This is a genomic window from Leucobacter sp. WKLB1 (genome assembly GCF_059696215.1).
Genome location: NZ_AP046115.1, coordinates 2,387,606 through 2,403,924, shown reverse-complemented (window position 1 = coordinate 2,403,924; position 16,319 = coordinate 2,387,606). Strand labels below are relative to the sequence as shown.

General features: G+C 66.1%; 16 protein-coding genes and 1 other RNA gene. 10 read left to right on the top strand and 7 right to left on the bottom strand.

The genetic code is table 11. The annotated features are described in order from the left end of the window. Positions 1-468 (bottom strand): Lrp/AsnC family transcriptional regulator, encoded by a 468-nt coding sequence (locus ACZF5Y_RS10955; protein WP_497532681.1) that lies wholly within the window; start codon positions 466-468, stop codon positions 1-3. Positions 469-724: 256 nt separating this feature from the next. Between ACZF5Y_RS10955 and ACZF5Y_RS10950 the strand changes: the two genes are divergently transcribed. After that, the gene (locus ACZF5Y_RS10950) at positions 725-2,140 is read left to right on the top strand and encodes an APC family permease (RefSeq protein WP_497532680.1); all 1,416 of its coding nucleotides are present in this window, start codon (positions 725-727) and stop codon (positions 2,138-2,140) included. Positions 2,141-2,167: 27 nt separating this feature from the next. On the opposite strand, the gene yczE is transcribed toward ACZF5Y_RS10950, so the two are convergent. Then, complete coding sequence (gene yczE, locus ACZF5Y_RS10945) at positions 2,168-2,821, bottom strand: membrane protein YczE (RefSeq protein WP_497532679.1); 654 nt, start codon at positions 2,819-2,821, stop codon at positions 2,168-2,170. A 61-nt stretch (positions 2,822-2,882) separates the two neighbouring features. On the opposite strand from yczE, the gene yczR reads away from it, so the two are divergent. The 7 genes from yczR (at position 2,883) to ssrA (ending at position 9,342) form a co-directional block, all read left to right on the top strand. Continuing rightward, on the top strand, positions 2,883-4,340 hold the full coding sequence (yczR, locus tag ACZF5Y_RS10940; protein WP_497532678.1) for a MocR-like transcription factor YczR: 1,458 nt from the start codon (positions 2,883-2,885) through the stop codon (positions 4,338-4,340). A gap of 31 nt (positions 4,341-4,371) precedes the next feature. After that, entirely contained in the window at positions 4,372-5,481 is a 1,110-nt protein-coding gene (prfB, locus tag ACZF5Y_RS10935) for a peptide chain release factor 2 (RefSeq protein WP_497532677.1), read from the top strand. Between the two features lie 75 nt (positions 5,482-5,556). Then, the gene (ftsE, locus tag ACZF5Y_RS10930; RefSeq protein WP_497532676.1) at positions 5,557-6,723 is read left to right on the top strand and encodes a cell division ATP-binding protein FtsE; all 1,167 of its coding nucleotides are present in this window, start codon (positions 5,557-5,559) and stop codon (positions 6,721-6,723) included. After that, the gene (gene ftsX / locus ACZF5Y_RS10925; protein WP_053353485.1) at positions 6,720-7,634 is read left to right on the top strand and encodes a permease-like cell division protein FtsX; all 915 of its coding nucleotides are present in this window, start codon (positions 6,720-6,722) and stop codon (positions 7,632-7,634) included. The genes ftsE and ftsX overlap by 4 nt, the downstream gene beginning before the upstream one ends. 47 nt (positions 7,635-7,681) lie before the next feature. Continuing rightward, complete coding sequence (gene smpB, locus ACZF5Y_RS10920) at positions 7,682-8,158, top strand: SsrA-binding protein SmpB (protein ID WP_497532675.1); 477 nt, start codon at positions 7,682-7,684, stop codon at positions 8,156-8,158. 5 nt (positions 8,159-8,163) lie between these two features. Continuing rightward, entirely contained in the window at positions 8,164-8,856 is a 693-nt protein-coding gene (locus tag ACZF5Y_RS10915) for a TetR/AcrR family transcriptional regulator (protein WP_497532674.1), read from the top strand. Positions 8,857-8,969: 113 nt separating this feature from the next. After that, positions 8,970-9,342, top strand: a transfer-messenger RNA (tmRNA) gene (gene ssrA / locus ACZF5Y_RS10910). Between the two features lie 100 nt (positions 9,343-9,442). Here the strand turns inward: ssrA and ACZF5Y_RS10905 are convergent. From ACZF5Y_RS10905 to ACZF5Y_RS10885, 5 genes are all read right to left on the bottom strand, one after another. Continuing rightward, the gene (locus ACZF5Y_RS10905) at positions 9,443-10,687 is read right to left on the bottom strand and encodes a Dyp-type peroxidase (protein WP_497532673.1); all 1,245 of its coding nucleotides are present in this window, start codon (positions 10,685-10,687) and stop codon (positions 9,443-9,445) included. Beyond that, on the bottom strand, positions 10,684-11,250 hold the full coding sequence (locus ACZF5Y_RS10900) for a copper chaperone PCu(A)C (RefSeq protein ID WP_497532672.1): 567 nt from the start codon (positions 11,248-11,250) through the stop codon (positions 10,684-10,686). Before ACZF5Y_RS10900 ends, ACZF5Y_RS10905 begins: the two co-directional genes overlap by 4 nt. A gap of 48 nt (positions 11,251-11,298) precedes the next feature. After that, entirely contained in the window at positions 11,299-11,820 is a 522-nt protein-coding gene (locus ACZF5Y_RS10895) for a copper resistance CopC family protein (RefSeq protein WP_497532671.1), read from the bottom strand. A gap of 418 nt (positions 11,821-12,238) precedes the next feature. Beyond that, positions 12,239-12,874 (bottom strand): hypothetical protein, encoded by a 636-nt coding sequence (locus ACZF5Y_RS10890; protein WP_497532670.1) that lies wholly within the window; start codon positions 12,872-12,874, stop codon positions 12,239-12,241. 12 nt (positions 12,875-12,886) lie between these two features. After that, positions 12,887-13,771 (bottom strand): LysR family transcriptional regulator, encoded by an 885-nt coding sequence (locus ACZF5Y_RS10885; protein WP_497532669.1) that lies wholly within the window; start codon positions 13,769-13,771, stop codon positions 12,887-12,889. A gap of 79 nt (positions 13,772-13,850) precedes the next feature. Between ACZF5Y_RS10885 and ACZF5Y_RS10880 the strand changes: the two genes are divergently transcribed. Then, positions 13,851-14,753: an EamA family transporter gene (locus tag ACZF5Y_RS10880; protein WP_497532668.1), complete on the top strand. Its 903-nt coding sequence runs from the start codon at positions 13,851-13,853 to the stop codon at positions 14,751-14,753. A gap of 66 nt (positions 14,754-14,819) precedes the next feature. Beyond that, positions 14,820-16,316 (top strand): amino acid permease, encoded by a 1,497-nt coding sequence (locus ACZF5Y_RS10875; RefSeq protein ID WP_497532667.1) that lies wholly within the window; start codon positions 14,820-14,822, stop codon positions 16,314-16,316. Positions 16,317-16,319: the final 3 nt, after the last annotated feature.

The window sequence follows — 16,319 nt, the reverse complement described above, 5'->3', positions numbered from 1 at the left end:
TTATCGTGTTCCCCAGTCGTATTTCTGTTTGGTGAGTTGAAGGTAGACGAACGATTCGGTCGATGCCACGCCCTCGATCTTGCGGATCTGGTCGTTCAGCAGTTCGATCAACCCCTCGTCGTCTTCGCAGACGACCTCGGCGAGAATGTCGAAGGAGCCCGCGCTGAGTACGACGTAGGCAATCTCTGACATTTCGGCGAGGCGATCGGCAACGACCCTGGTGTCGCCGGATACGCGGATGCCGAGCATGGCCTGACGGCTGAAGCCGAGGCTCATCGGGTCGGTCACGGCAACAATCTGCATGACCCCGGCATCCGTGAGCTTTTGCACGCGCTGGCGCACGGCGGCCTCGCTGAGGCCGACCGCCTTGCCGATCTCCGCGTACGATCGACGGCCATCTCGCTGGAGTTGCTCGATGATCGCCTTCGACGTGGAATCGAGCGCCGGCGTTGTGCGTTTGCTGCTCACGCTTCTGATTCTTGCAGTCAAACCCCGAAAGCGCAAAGGAATCCGAAGAACGAAAGTAGATATTCAGCCTATTTCCACATTTCGGGCAGGTGAATTCACCGCGCACATTCGGAAAATTGACCCCTGTGCAGACTGTTCGCTTGCGTGCGTCCGCACGACGGGTGCAAGATGATGGCTTGGTGATCCCCCTATTGCCCCAGTGAAGCTGCTCGGCGCGACATCGCTCGAGTGAGCAGCTGTTCTTGAAGGAGAGAACATGACGGCACTATCCGCTCCGGCATCGTCGAACGGCGCCCGACTCAAGCGCAGCCTCGGGCTGTGGGCGATCGTCGGCCTCGGTCTCGGCTACATGACTCCGACCGTCGTGTTCGACACCTTCGGTCTGGTCGCGCGCGACACGAACAACGTCGTACCGCTCGCGTATCTGGTGGCCCTGATCGTGATGATTTTCACGGCGATCAGCTACGGGAAGATGGCTGGCGCCATTCCGAGCGCCGGGTCGGCGTACACGTACGCGCGTGAATCCATGCATCCCAACGTGGGCTTCGTGGTCGGGTGGACGGCGCTGATCGACTACATGCTGCTCCCCATGGTGAACTGCCTCATCATTCGCAGCTACCTGGAAGCGTTCTTCCCCGGTATCCCGGGCGCGGTGTGGGTGATCGTGTACGTGATCTTCGTGACGAGCATCATCTACCTCACGATGCGCGGCACGTCGAACATCAACATGCTGCTGCTGATCTTCTCGATCGTGGTCATGGCGGTGTTCGTCTTCATGGTGATCGTGCAGCTCGCGGGCGGTGCGGGCAACAACGGCGTCGTCACGATCCAGCCGTTCTTCCACAGCGGCGTCGAGTTCGGTGCCGTGCTCGCGGGAGCCACGATCGTGTGCTTCTCGTTCATCGGGTTCGACGCGGTCACCATGTACGCGGAAGAGGCGAAGACGCCCAAGATCATGCCGAAGGCGATTCTGCTCACCGTGGTGCTGGGCGGCGCGATCTTCTTGATCGCCGGGTACTTCACGCAGCAGCGTTTCGCGGACTGGAACGAGTTCGCGCCGGGCGGCGACATGCAGTTCGTCGAAGACAGCACGCTGCCGATCATCGGCGAGTTGGTCGGCGGCAAGGTGTTCTCCGCAGTGCTGACGGCTGCTGGTTTTGCGGCGACACTGGCCTCGGGTCTGGCTTCGCATGCCTCGGTGTCGCGCATGCTGCTCGTGATGGGGCGCAACAACGTGCTCCCGAGCAAGGTCTTCGGCTACATCAATCCGAAGACGCACACCCCGACCTTCAACATCGTGCTGACGGGAGCGATCTCGCTGCTCGCGATCGCGTTCACCCTTGAGATGATCGCCGCCTACATCAACTACGGCGCGCTGATCGCGTTCACCTTCGTGAATCTGTCGGTGATCGCTTGGTTCGCGATCCGCAAGGGCCGCCGCCGCACGCCGAAGGACATCTTTACCTACATCGTGATGCCGGTGGTGGGTACGTTGCTGACCGGGCTCCTGTGGGTCAACCTCGACGGGCATGCGCTGCTGGGCGGCCTGATCTGGACGGGCCTCGGCGTGCTCTACCTCGTCTTCTTGACGAAGGGATTCCGCCGCAAGGTGGCGTCGTTCGATGAGAGTCAGCCGGTCACCGGCTTCAACAAGGTGAGCGACGAGGTGTAGCGCACCGCGCGGGCGAAGCCCGTCGCGTCAGGAGGGGAGCGATGCTTCCCGGTCTGATGCGGCGGGCTTCGTCGTGTCCGCTTCGGGGGTGGTCGCGGGGCGCCGGATCGCCCGGCCCGCGAAGAACGGCAGCGTGATCGAGCAGAGCGGCCCGATGAGCACCGCGAAGACCACGGTGCCGACGCCGACGTTGCCGCCGAGCCACCAGCCGATGAGCAGCACAGTGACTTCGACGCCCGTGCGGCCGACCCAGATCGGGCTGCCGAATCGACGGTGGATGCCGGTCATGAGGCCGTCGCGGGGGCCGGGGCCGAGGTTCGCGCCGATGTAGATGCCGCTGGCGACGGCGAGCAGCAGCAGTCCGATCGCGAAGAAGAGGATGCGCACGACGAGCGTCTGCGGGGTGGGGAGCAGCCAGAGGCCGAGTTCGATCCCGGGCCCGACCAGCAGGATGTTGAGCACGGTGCCGATTCCTGGCTTCTGCCGCAGCGGCCACCAGAGCAGCAAGACGAGCACGCCGACGATGTTGGTGAGGATCCCGATGCCGAGTCCGGTCTGCAGTGAGAGGCCCTGGGCGAAGACCGTCCAGGGGTCGACGCCGACGGCGGCGCGGATCATGAAGGCGTCGGCGACTCCGTAGAGCAGGAGGCCGGGGATGAGACGTGCGAGTCGAGCGAACATGGAGATAGTTCACCGCCAATTGGCCTTGTCGACAAGATGCCAATCTGCATAGAGTGGCCTGATGAATGAAGTGTGGACCCCGCAGCGACTGGGCGCCCGGCGACTGGCGGAGCTGCTCGGCGCCTGGCGCGGCAAGGGGCATGGCTACCGCGAGCTCGCGGAGAGCATCGCGCTGCTCGTGCGCGATGGGCGGGTCGCCCCGGCCACGACGCTGCCGGCCGAGCGGCCGCTCGCCGACGCCCTCGGCGTCAGTCGAACCACGGTCGCGGCGGGGTATCAGCGGCTTCGCGAACTCGGTGTCGTCGCCTCGCGTCGCGGCTCGGGCACGGTGGTGCGGGGTGGTGGCGGCCCACGGGCTGGCCTGTGGGCGGGTGCGAGCGCCGGCATCGATCTGTCGAGCGCGTGCCCCGAGCCCTGGAACGGCATGGCATCGCTCAACGCCCGAGCGATGGCGGAGCACCCCGAGGCTTTCGCGCAGATCGGGTACGACACGCTCGGCTTGCCGGCCCTCCGCGCTGCGATCGCCGACCGCTACACCGCGCGCGGCTTGCCGACGTCGCCCGAGCACATCATGGTGACGCTGGGCGCGCAGCACGCGATCTTTCTCATCGCTCGCACACTGCTGCGGCGCGGCGATCGGAGTCTCATCGAATCGCCGAGCTATCCGCACGCACGGGAGGCGCTCGCCGCAACGGGGGCGCTCGTCGCCGAGCTGCCGATCGGCGGCCCGTTGGCAGCAGAACCCTACGATGCCGCTGCACTGCTCGAGATCGCGGAGCGCACGAGCCCCAAGCTCACCTATCTGATTCCGGATCATCACAACCCGACCGGCCTCACGATGCCCGATGGGGTCAAGCGCGGACTCATCACGGTGCTCGCCGGTCAGGGGGGCTACGTCATCGCGGATGAGACGACCGCCGAATTGACGCTGGGGAAGCCCCGAACTCTGCAACCGTTCGCGGCGTTCGCGGAGCAGGCGCATCATGAGGATGCGATCCTGACCATCGGATCGCTCGGCAAGACGGTCTGGGGCGGCATGCGCGTCGGGTGGGTGCGAGCCGCGCCCGATCTGATCGTGCGGTTGGAAGCTGCGCGCCGGGTCGGTGATCTCGGAACGGGCACGTGGGAGCAGGTGCTCGCGCTCCTGGCCCTCGAGCAGTACGACGAGATTCTGACCGAGCGTTCCGCGCAACTCACCGAGCGCCACCGCGTGTTGGTGGAGCGCGTCGCGCTCGAACTGCCCGAGTGGCGGCTCTCTGCGGCTGGCGGCGGCGTCTGCGTGTGGGCCGATCTCGGGTCGCGAGCGAGCACGCGACTCAGCCGCACCGCATCCGCCTACGGGGTGCACCTGCCGCCCGGCCCCAGGTTCGGCAGCCCCGGCACCTTCGAGCGTTTCGTGCGGCTGCCGTTCTCGGCACCGGAGTCCACGCTGATCGCGGCGGTGTCGCGACTCGCCGAGGCGTGGCGCAGTGAAGGCGAGGCGGTTGGTGCGGCCGGCATCTCCGAAGCCGTGATCTGACGCGGGTGCGCGGCGAGTAAGCTTGGGCCTCATGCTCGACCTTGATTTCTCCGCCCGCATCCGCGCGCTCCGCTCCACCTACGCCGATATCGCCGCGGTGACGGATCTGCCGAAGCTCGATCGCGAGATCATCGAACTCGAAGAGCAGGCGGCGGCCCCCGACCTCTGGGACGATCCGGCGGCCGCGCAGAAGGTTACCAGTGGGTTGTCGCATCGCCAGGCGCGCGTCAAGCGTCTGCGCGGTGTCGAGCAGCGCCTCGACGACCTCGAGGTGCTCATCGAGCTGGCCGAGGAAGCCGACGACGAGGATTCGGCGGCGGAGGCGACCGAGGAGCTGGCCGCACTCGAGAAGGTGATTCAAGATCTCGAGGTGCAGACGATGCTCTCGGGCGAGTACGACGAGCGCGCCGCGGTGGTCACGATTCGCTCGGGCGCCGGGGGCGACGACGCGACCGACTTCGCCGAGATGCTGCTGCGCATGTACCTGCGGTGGGCCGAGCAGCACGATTACCCGACGAAGGTACTCGACACGTCGTATGCGGAGGGGGCGGGCATCAAGTCGGCCACCTTCGAAATCGATGCGCCCTACGCGTTCGGCACCATCTCGGTCGAGGCCGGCACGCACCGCCTCGCTCGCATCAGCCCCTTCGGCTCCGCAGACAAGCGCCAGACCAGCTTCGCGGGCGTCGAAGTGATCCCGCTGCTCGAGGAGGCGACCGAGGTCGACGTGCCCGAGACCGATATTCGCGTCGACGTGTACCGTTCGTCGGGACCCGGCGGCCAGTCGGTGAACACCACCGACTCCGCCGTGCGCATCACGCACCTCCCCTCGGGCATCGTCGTGTCGATGCAGAACGAGAAGTCGCAGATTCAGAACCGCGCGGCAGCCATGCGCGTGCTGCAGACGCGCCTGCTGCTGCTGCAGCGCGAGCAGGAAGCCGCGAAGAAGAAGGAGCTGGCCGGCAGCATCACCGCCAGCTGGGGCGACCAGATCCGCTCGTACTTCTTGTACGGTCAGCAGCTCGTGAAAGACTTGCGCACCGGCCATGAAGCGTCGCAGCCCGAAGCGGTGTTCAACGGCGATCTCGACGGTTTCATCGCCGCCGGCATCCGGTGGCGCTCGCTGTCGAAGAACGACTGAGAGTTCGCCCGAAGCGCGCGCGTCGCAGCGCGCCTGGGGCGTCGCGCGGGCGCGAGGGCGTACAGTCGTCTCGTCATGATCCTCTTCGAGAACGTCACCAAGAAATACCGGGGCACCGCGAAACCGGCACTCGACGGCATCGACCTCAAGGTCGACCGCGGCGAGTTCGTCTTCATCGTGGGCGCATCCGGTTCTGGGAAATCCAGCTGCTTGCGGTTGATCCTTCGTGAGGATCAGCCGAGTGCCGGGAAGATTCACGTGCTGGGGCAAGACCTCAGCAAGATCTCCTCGCGCAAGGTTCCGTACTTCCGTCGGAACCTCGGAACCGTGTTCCAGGACTTCCGTCTCCTCACGAACAAGACCGTCTACGACAACGTGGCCTTCACCCTCCAGGTGATCGGCAAGTCGCGCGGCTTCATTCAGGAGGCCGTGCCCGACACGCTCGAAATGGTCGGACTGGCGAACAAGGCGAAGCGCTTTCCGCATGAGCTGTCGGGCGGTGAACAGCAGCGCGTCGCCATCGCACGTGCGATCGTCAACAAGCCGGCGATCCTGCTCGCCGATGAGCCCACGGGCAACCTCGACCCCGCTACGAGCCTCGGCATCATGCAGTTGCTGCGCGCGATCAACGCTGCCGGCACGACCGTGGTGATGGCGACGCACGAGGCCACCTTCGTGGACATCATGCAGCAGCGCGTCGTCGAGCTCTCGCAGGGTGTCGTCGTGCGCGACGAGGTCGGCGGCGGATACGGCCAGACCGCCTCGATTCCCATTGCGGATCTCTCTGACGCCGGGGTGCAGGTGCTGCGCACCTCGGAAGCCGTGGTGCGCGCCGCACTCGCCCCAGAACTGATCGGTGACCTGCCGCAGGCCGCCGTTGTGCAGGAGGCGACCGAGCGCGAGCCCGAGCTCGCCGAGGCCGCCGCGGGTGTCGTGGCCGCAGCAGTGAGCCCTGAGCCTGCCGAGGTCCCGAGCACAGATGCGCCGGCCACGGACGATGTCGAATCGACTCCGCCGGTGCATGAGGCTTCGGTCTTCGAGGAGCCGCACCCGTTCGGCGATGACGACGATCTCGACGAGACGGTGCATGCTCAGGATCGCGGTGGCAAGCGCATCCCGACGTTCCTCGAGCCCGGTAAGCCCTTGGACCCGGTGCAGATGGCCGAGACGGGCAGTCTCGCCGAGCACCTCGGCCTCAAGCGCAAAGACGATGACCAGACGGATGTGGGGCCGGTTCGATGAGGGTGGGACTCGTACTCGGTGAGGTGTGGAGCGGCTTCCGCCGCAACCTTTCCGTGGTGATCTCGGTGGTGCTCGTGACGTTCGTGTCGCTCACGTTCGTCGGTGCCGCCATTCTGATGCAGCTGCAGGTGCAGCAGATGAAGACGTTCTGGTACGACCGCGCCCAGGTCGCGGTGTACCTCTGCACTGATTACGACCAGAGCGCGACGTGCTCGGGTTCGGACGCGGGTGAAGAAGAGATCGCCGCAGTGCAGGCAGCACTGGACTCGGATACCCTCGCGCCCTATATCGAGGATTCTTTCTTCGTCGATCACGATCAGGCATATGAGGAGTTCACGAAGCAGTTCGAGGGCAACCCGATCGTCGAGATCACCAAGCCGGAGCAGCTCAACCAGACGTTCTGGATCAAGCTGAAAGATCCGTCGCGTTCCGACATCATCCAGGAGACATTCGCCGGCATTCCCGGCGTGCAAAGCGTCTCCGATCAGCGAAGCCTGCTCGACCGCATTTTCCTCTTCCTCGGAGCAGCGAGCTACACCGCGATCGCCATTGCGGGTCTGATGCTCATCGCCGCGATGCTGCTGATCTCCACGACGATTCGCCTGTCGGCGTACTCGCGGCGTCGTGAAATCGGCATCATGCGATTGGTCGGCGCGTCGAACCGGTTCATTCAAACCCCCTTCATCTTGGAAGGCATCATCGCGGCGCTCATCGGCGCGGTGCTCGCGAGTGCGGCTTCGGTCGCCATCGTGAAGTTTTTCGTGCAGGGGTTCCTGGTGAGTGAGGTACCGTTCACGAGCTACATCACCGTGGAACAATCGTTGATCGTGCCCCCGATCCTGATCCTGGTCGGCGTCGTCCTCTCGGCGATCGCGGCGAAGATCGCTATTACGCGATACCTGCGGGTGTAGTCGGCGCGGTATGCTGGGAGGTCCGTCCGCGCGAGAAAGGAAGTGCCATGCCCAAGGAGACCGGCGAGAAGCTGATCGCCTCGAATAAGAAGGCCCGGCACGAGTACGAGATTCTCGACACGTACGAGGCCGGCATGGTGCTCACCGGAAGCGAGGTGAAATCGCTGCGCATGGGTCGCGCGTCGCTCGTCGACGGGTACGTCTTCATCGAGCACGGCGAAGCCTGGCTCGACGCGGCGTACATTCCCGCGTACCTCAATGGCTCGTGGACGAACCACGCGCCGCGCCGCAAGCGCAAGCTGCTGCTGCACCGACAGCAGATCGACAAGCTGTACCAGAAGACCCGCGAGGGCGGGGTGACGGTCGTGCCGTTGCGCCTCTACTTCTTGGACGGTCGTGCGAAGGTGGAGATCGCGCTCGCGCGAGGCAAGCGCGAGTACGACAAGCGTCAGGCGCTGCGCGAGCAGCAAGACAAGCGCGAGGCCGAGCGCGCCATGCGCCAGCGCAACCGGATGGGCGACTGAGCGAGGTGCCGCGCGACCCTTCGGCACTGGTCGAGACCGCGAGCCCGTCGGGCCGTGTGCGCAAGTCGGCGGAGGCGCGTCGCGCCGAGATCGTCGAGGAAGCCGCTCGAATCGCGTTGACCGGCGGCCTCGAGCGGATCACCCTGCGCGCGGTTGCGGAGCCGCTCGGGGTGCGCCCCGGCTTGATCGGGCATTACTTTCCGGCGGTCGATGACCTCGTCGTCGATGCGTTCGTGTTCGCGGTGACCCGTGAGCGCGACTGGCTGTTCGGCTCGGCAGACATCGGTGCGCCGCCGCTGATGCGCATGGCGGGTTTCGTGCAGCGGGCGGAAAGCCCCGAAGCGTTCGAGCTCTGCAGACTGTGGCTGAATGCGCGGCACATGGCCAGGTTCATGCCGCGTCTCGCGGCCGTGATCGATGAGCAGGAGACGCTCGATCGTCACCGCATGGTCGAGCTGATCGAGTCAGGAGTGGTGACGGGCGCCTTCACTGCCGTTGACGCCGTTGCCGCGAGCACGCGGATCTACCTGGCCGTTGACGCAGTCGGGGCCTACTCGAACAACGCGCACCCGTTCGATCACCCGGCATCGCGCCATTTCGTGGCGGACGTCGCCGGCTGGTCGCTCGGTATTGATCCGAGTTCGCTGAGCGCTGACGCGGCGACGCTGCCCAGGTTCGCTTCGCGCACGTCGGGCTGATAGGCTGAACGCTCCGGTGAACGCCGGTTGTGCCGGTGCTCGCACCGGAACTGAAAATTCCACAGCGCATGATGCGAACGTCCCGACCGCACCGGAGTATCCGGTGCACTCCCGGGGCCGATCGGTTTCGACACGTCGATTTTGAGACTGTGAGAAGCGGGCCGAGGACGCGGAGTTATCTCGTAAACGCCCTTCGCAAACCATAGGTGCCAACGCTAAGCGCACCGACTTCGCTCTCGCTGCCTAAGCACGAGACCGAGTCCGTCAGGTCGGGTGGGCCTCCGCCCCGGTTTCCTGGCGTCATTTAGGGGGCTCGCTGGTACGTCGCGTTTCAGGGCGTATCGGGACTTTCACTGGAACTGGGCCTGTCGCACGAGGTGTTCGTGACAACGTGCGGGGCCGAGTAGAACGCTTGCACGAACTACGCTCGTAGAAGGCACGGAATCGTCGAAGTGGACCGGGGTTCAATTCCCCGCGGCTCCACCGATACGTTCGCATCATGTGGCGGGGGTGACCCCGTGTGGACACGCAGGCGCGCACTCTCGAGTGCGCGCCTGCGTGCGTTTTCAGGGTGATGCGCTTCGGTTCACGCGAAGAGCGTCTCGCCGATGTAGCCGCCCTCTGAGCAGCCCGGTGGAATCGCGAACACCGCCGAGCCGATCGGTGTGGTCCACTCGTTGAGCAGGTCGAGCTCGTCAAGACGACGCTGAATCGGCACGAACTGCTTCGTGACGTCGGCCTGGAACGAGACGAACAGCAACCCGCTATCCGAGATCTCGGAGCCTGCCGGTGCGTGGTCGTAGTTGTACGCCCGGCGATAGATGCGTTCGTCGGTGTTCTCCGAACGCGCCCGCCGAATGTGCGAGAACTCGGGGATCACCGGGAATCCGATGCTCGTCTTCGCCGCGAAGTCGGGCTCGTCGTGCTCGTGGACCCCGGTGAGCGGCGCGCCGTTCGCGAGCGTGCGCCCGACCGACTGCTCCCGGCCGCTGCGGTCGAGCCGATCCCACTTGTCGAGGTTCATGTGCGTGCGGCGCAGCACGAAACTCGTGCCGCCGGCGAGCCATCCCTCGGTCGCCCACACGAGTGCGTCGAAGTCGGCGTCTTCGGGCTTCGGGTTCGACGTGCCGTCGACCTGACCGAACAGATTGCGCATCGTGGTGCCCGGCGGCTCGGAGCCGAGCGCGCGGCGAAACCCGGTCTGGCTCCACCGCACCGACGCGAAACTGCGGGAATCTTTCAGCAGCATGCGGGTGGCGTGCGCCACGGTGAACGCGTCGTCCGAGGCGATCTGCAGCAGCAGGTCGCCGTCGTTCCAAGCCGGTTCGAGGCGATCAATGGTGAATGCGGGCAACGGCCCGAGCCACTCGGGGAGGGCGGCTGATCCCGCAGCTCGCGTGACGAATCGCGGGCCGAAGCCGAATGTCACCGTGAGACGGGCGGGCACCGTGCCGAGTTCGGGCTCGGAGTCGGCGAGTGCGGGATCACCCTGCGTCAGGCGCGCGGCGTCTTCGGTGAGAATCTGCATCATGCGCCGCAGCGCGTCGCGATCGGTGTCATCGTGCAGATCGAGCGCGACGAACGTCGCGTGCGCCTGCGGCGTCGTGGCGATTCCCGACTGATGCCGGCCGTAGAAATCGATCGTCTGGCTCCCCTGGAGTGGCGCCGGCGCATCGAGCGCGGCGCTCGCGTCGTGCTGCGGCGTTCGGTTCAGCAGCGTGTCAGCGCCCACCGCAACGGCGGCGCCGATGCCGGCGACGGCCCCTCCGAAGAGGAGCCCCCGCCGACTCATGCCAGACCGACCGGTTCCGGTCGTCTGATCGGTGCTCATTCGGAGTGACCGCTCATATCGGCGTGCTCATCCATGGTCATGTCCATGTCGTCGCCGCCTTCGTAGTTCTCATTCGCTCCCGCATAATCCTTCGCGGGAACGGTGTACTCGTACGTCGAGTCGTCGGAGAAGGTCAGGGTGAATGTGACCTCATCACCCGCTCGGAGCGGTTCGGTCAGACCCATCAGCATGATGTGGTTTCCGCCGGGCTCAAGCGACAGGCTGTCACCCGCGGCGATGACGAACCCGCCCGTCTTCTCGCGCATGATCATCTCGCCCGTTTCGTTTTCGACGGTCTCGTGCAGCTCGAGCGACGTCGAAGCTTCGGTTGTCGCGGAGACGACGGTGACGTCACTGGAGCCCGTGTTTTCCAGCTCGCCGAACGCAGCCGACATGCCGCTTTCGGCGGCCTTGACCCAACCGTTCTCCATGCTGACCGAGGCGCCGGCGGGGGCGTCGGTCAGCGACGGCGTATCCGTGGACGTTGGGCTGCAGCCGGTGAGGGCCAACAATGCGGCGGCGGCGAGGGCGAACGTCGGAGCGATGGTGGTGCGTGCAAACATGGTGGTGCCTTTCAGCGTGAAGTGAAGATACAAGAGTTCGGATCGGCGTCAGCGCGACGCATCGGATGAGGAGTGGGGTCGCCGCTTCCTGCGCGACCAGAGTGCGAACCCGAGGAGGGCGATTGCGGCACCGCCGAACCCGATGATGACCGTGCGCCAGACGCTCCCGGTGTCCGTCGCCCGCGACGCGGCGTGAGCCGATGCCTCGGGAGCCTGGATCACGCTCTCGCTTGGCGACACCGGGGCGGGGGCGTTCGAATTCGACGAGGCTCCGGAGTTGGAGGTCGGCACTCCGTCTCCGACCGTGAACGGAATGACGCTGCTGATCGGATGCCCGTCAGACGAGACCACGCGCCAGCGCACCTCGTAGTTCCCGTCGGGCAGTGCGCTCTCAACCGGCACGCTCACTCTCGGCCCGTCGAGCTCAGGCGCGGCGTTCACCCACTCCGTGCCATCCTGATCGACGAGCAGCACGACCGCGCCGACGGTGAGTACTCGGTCGGAGAACTCGAGCGAGATCTCCGTCGGAGCTGAGGCGAGGCGCGCCGACTCGGCGGGAGTGCTCGACACCAGCTGATCGTGCGCGAACGCGGGTGACGCGCTCCCGAACAGGATTGCGGCAGCGCAGAGCACGATCGCGCCGATCCGCCCGCGAGCACTCTGGGCATCGCGGATGGATCGGGCGCGAGGACGCCATCGGTGTCGCGCAGGGTCGGGTGAGCGTGTGGACGGGGTGCAGGGCATAGCCGTGCCTTTCGAAGCGGTGATGACGGTCATCGATGGGTGCAGTTCGAGCGCCCGCGTGCATGCGGGCGGCATCGAGGTGCCTCCGGAAGCGGGCGCACAGGGCCAGTGTGCGACCGAATCCGATGCATCGAGTCGGTCGCACGGGCATCGCGCGCGCGTCGCAGTCGCCCGCGCGCAGGACGTGCGTCACGCCCCGTGTGTCAGGACAGTGCGACGCGCCTCGTGGTGCAGACGGGGCGGTTCAGAAGGAAGCGGTCAGCGCCGGAGGACCACGGCGCGCGTGCACCGAGGGATACACGCCGAGCGGCAAGACCACCGCGTTGGAATCGTGGAACGGGGTGAGCCGCGCCACCGACGCAGACGGCCCGGAAATTTCGGGTGCGACCGGCCGCAGCCGAGACAGGCTCGCCATCAGGAGCCGCGCCAGTGCGGCCAATGAGGCGAGCGACGTCTCAGCGCAGGAGAGCGCGATGACGGTGAGGAGACATGCGATGGCGTGCGCGACCCACATTGCGGCACCGGCGTGCCCGAGATGCGCGGAGGTTGCGGTCGACGGGTCGAAGCTCGACGTGACGGCGTGCACGTGCTTCGGCATCGCCGACGCGGAGGTCGATGCAGCTGCGTTCGTCGCGCCGAGAATAAAGAGCGCGTGGAAGAGGAACTGGCTGGCTGCGACGGAGATCGTCAGTCGGGGGAGCGACAGTCTGCGACCGGCGAGCGCGACGCAGACGAGCGTCGAGAGTACCAGCGGTACGACGATACCGAGCGCCCTCGGCACCTCGCCGCCGCCCGCGACATGCGAGAGCAGTGCGACAAAGGTCGCCAGCGCCGCCGCGGCCGTACCCCGGAGGGCTGCACTGGCGCGGGCTGACGTCATGCCCCCATTGTGTCAGACGGTTCGCGGTGCAGCGCGATCGAGCACGGAGCGAAATGCGCGTGCCGCCGGACTGGGATTGAACTCGCTCCACGCGAGATACTCGACGCGCGCGGGCCCATCGGTGAGCGGAATCTCGCAAATGCCGGGCTCGGAACGGATCGTGTTCGGAGGAAGCAGCGCGACCCCGAGTCCCTGCCGCACGAGTTCGAGGGTCAACCCGGTGCTCATCGCCTCGTACATCACCGAGCGCTGCACGCCGGCCGCTCGGTACGCGCCGTCGGATTGCGCGCGACCCGGTGTGCCCCGGGGGAAGTCGATGGCCGGCTCATCCGCCAGATCGGCCAGGTCGAGCCGACGCCGCCGTGCGAGCCGATGACCGGGGGCGACGACGGCCACGTGACGTTCTCTGGCGAGCTCTCGAAACGCGACGCCGGCAAGCACGGTCGACTCAGGGAGGCCCAGGACCGCGATGTCGACGGCCCCGGATGCGATCTCGGCGATAAAGACGTCGCTTCCGCCCACACGGAGCGACACCGACACCGAGGGATGCAGGTCGCGGAACTCGCGGAGTGCTGCGGGGATGTCGAGCCGTGTCGCAGTCGGAATCATGCCGATCGCGAGGCTGCCCCGGATCTCGCCCGCGGCGGCGACCGCATCGGTGGCCGCGCGATCCGCCGCGTCGAGTGCCGCCCGTGCTGACGCAACGAATGCTTCGCCGGCGGCCGTCACCTCGACTCGTCGGCTGGTGCGAGCGAAGAGGGCGACGCCGACTTCGCGTTCGAGGGCTTTGATCTGATGGCTCAGTGACGACTGCACCACGAAGCAGCGCTCTGCGGCTCTCGTGAAACTGCGCTCCTCGGAGAGCGCGACCGCGTACCTGAGTTGCTGCAGTTCCATATATTCATGATTGCAGATCATGAATTCCATGCAACAGATGTGTTGGACGCATGGGGGTGATCCCGGCGAGGCTCGATGCATGCAGAAATTTTCAGCGATGTCCTCACGCTTCGGCTGGACCGCGCTCACCGCGCTCGCTCCCGCGATCTGGGGGTCGACGTACATCGTCACCACTCACCTTCTGCCGCCCGGGCACCCGTTCTTCGCCGCCCTCATGCGGGCGCTTCCCGCCGGCCTGATCGCGCTCGCCGTGGCACGCGCACTGCCGAAAGGTTCTTGGTGGTGGAAGAGTCTGGTGCTCGGCACGCTCAACATGGGGGCGTTCTTCCCGCTGCTCTTCCTCTCGGCGCAACATCTGCCCGGGGGCGTCGCGGCGACGCTCGGCGCTGCCCAGCCCATGGTGGTTGCCGTGCTCGCCGTGCTGATCCTGCGCGAGCGGCTGTCGAGCTGGCGGATGCTCTGGGGCGTCGTCGGGGTGATTGGCGTGGGGCTTGTCGTACCCGGCCCCGGGGCCGGTCTTGACGCGATCGGCGTCGTAGCCGGGCTCGCTGGCGCCGCCTCGATGGGGACCGGTGTCGTGCTCGCGAAACTCTGGGGGCGCCCCGACGGAGTCTCGGCGATCGGGTTTGCCGGGTGGCAGCTCACCGCGGCGGGCCTCGTGCTGCTCGCACCTGCGCTGCTCATCGATGGTGTGCCTGCCGGTATCGACGCTCCGGCGCTCGCCGGGTACCTGTGGCTGGGGCTCGCCGGTGCGCTCGTGAGTTACACGATCTGGATGGCCGGTATCCGGCAATTGCCCGTGACCGCGACGGCGCTGCTGGGCCTGCTCTCGCCACTCGTCGCCGCACTTCTCGGTGCCGGCATCGCCCGCGAAGCGCTCAACCCGCTGCAGATCGGTGGCTTCGCGCTCGCGCTGCTGGCGATGCTCGCCGGGCAGTTGGCGCCGCGCGCCGTGCAATCGCGCCCCTCCGTTCCGCGCTAGCCTGGCATCGGGAAGTACCAGCGATACGCCGCAATGATGCGGAGAGAGAAAGGAACGCAGAGGTTCATGCTGCAATCTGAAACTCAACACACACCGGGGAACGGGCTCGAACGGGCGCTGAGCAATCGGCACATCCAATTGATCGCCATCGGCGGGGCCATCGGCACGGGGCTCTTCATGGGGTCGGGCAAGACCATCTCGGTCGCCGGGCCCTCGGTCGTTCTGGTGTACATGATCATCGGCTTCATGCTCTACTTCGTCATGCGCGCCATGGGGGAGCTGCTGCTCAGCCGCACCCACTACCGCAACTTCGCGGACTTCGCCGGCGACATCTTGGGGCCCGCCGCTGCGTTCTTCGTCGGGTGGACCTATTGGTTCTGCTGGGTGGTCACGGGCGTCGCAGATGTCATCGTCATCGCCTCCGTCTACGTGAAGTACTGGCTGCCGGTACTGCCGAGCTGGATTCCGGCGGTCGCCATCATCGTGCTGCTGATGCTGCTCAACCTGCCCTCGGTGCGCGGCTTTGGCGAGACTGAGTTCTGGTTCGCGATGATCAAGATCGTCGCGATCGTGGCGCTCATCGTCGCCGGTATCGTGCTCATCGCGACGGGCTTCACGAACCTGTACACCGATACCCATTCGGGCGGCACGGTCGAAGCCACGGCCTCGTTCGCGAACCTGTTCACGGTCGGCGGCGGGTTCTTCGGCGGCGGATTCATGGGCTTCATCATGGGCTTTCAGATCGCCGTGTTCGCTTTTGTTGGCGTCGAACTCGTCGGCACAGCTGCGGCCGAGACGAAGAACCCGGAGCACAATCTGCCGAAGGCGATCAACGCCATCCCGATTCGCATCCTCCTCTTCTACGTGGGTTCGCTGGTCATCCTGATGTCGGTGGTGCCGTGGATCGCGTTCAGCAAAGACGAGTCTCCGTTCGTCATGCTCTTCTCGCTCGCCGGCATCGGCGCGGCGGCCCACCTCGTCAACCTCGTCGTGCTGACGTCGGCCGCCTCCTCGGCCAATTCAGGCATCTACTCGACGTCGCGCATGGTCTACACGCTTGCGACGAGTGGCGACGCCCCGCGTCTCTTCGCGAAGCTGACGCGCGCGAAGGTGCCGCGTAACGCGCTGTTCCTCACAGGAGTGCTGCTGCTGAGCTCGCTCGTGCTGCTGCTCACCGGTCTCGACAAGTCGACCGGATTCTCGATTGTGACCACGATCTCGTCGCTGTGCTTCATGTTCGTCTGGACCATGATTCTCATCAGCTACCTCGTGTATCGCCGCCGGCGTCCGCAGGATCACGAGCAGAGCCGGTTCAAGATGCCCCTGGGTCGCACGATGCCGTTCGTCGTCATCGCGTTCTTCGTCTTCCTGCTGTGGGCCTTCACCCAGGATCCCGATACGCTCGCGGGGCTCATCGCGACACCGGTCTGGTTCCTTGTCGTGGCCATCGGTTACCTGGTGCTGCGCAAGAACCCGGAGCACGCACGACTGCGCGCCGAGCACGTGGACAAGGTCGCCGAGGAGCGGCGCGCGGTGGCCGATTGGCAGGCCGGGCAGCGCTGACCC